The 357-nt window shown below is 68.6% G+C and carries 1 protein-coding gene; it reads left to right on the top strand.

What is annotated here, in order from left to right; translation table 11 throughout:
• A partial coding sequence (locus AB3X96_RS42710) for a hypothetical protein (RefSeq protein WP_368594434.1) occupies positions 1-357 on the top strand: 357 nt, incomplete at both ends.

Here is a 357-nt window from a genome sequence, read left to right as displayed (position 1 = left end):
TGCGCCGCTGTTTGGCGCGCTGCTGAACTATCGCCACAATACGCTGGCGGCGCTCCCGGGCGTCGTGGGGGACGATGTCCTGGACGGCATGGAGTGGCTGGGTGCGCAGGAGCGCACCAACTATCCCTTGACCCTGTCGGTGGACGACTCCGGGCAGGCACTGGGCCTGACGGCGGAAGCGGTCGAGCCGGTTTCTGCGGAGCGGGTGTGCGGTTACATGCAACATGCGCTGGAGCATCTGGCGGAGCTGCTGGAGCGCTCGCCGCACACGCCGGTGCGGGAGCTGGAGATCCTGCCGGGGCAGGAGCGCGGGTATCTGCTGGAGGAGCTGAACCGCACGGAGGCGGCGTATCCGTC

This window comes from Paraburkholderia sp. BR13439 (assembly GCF_040948805.1).
In the GTDB taxonomy this organism is placed as follows: Bacteria; Pseudomonadota; Gammaproteobacteria; order Burkholderiales; family Burkholderiaceae; genus Paraburkholderia; species Paraburkholderia youngii.
This window is presented reverse-complemented; position numbering and strand designations above follow the sequence as displayed.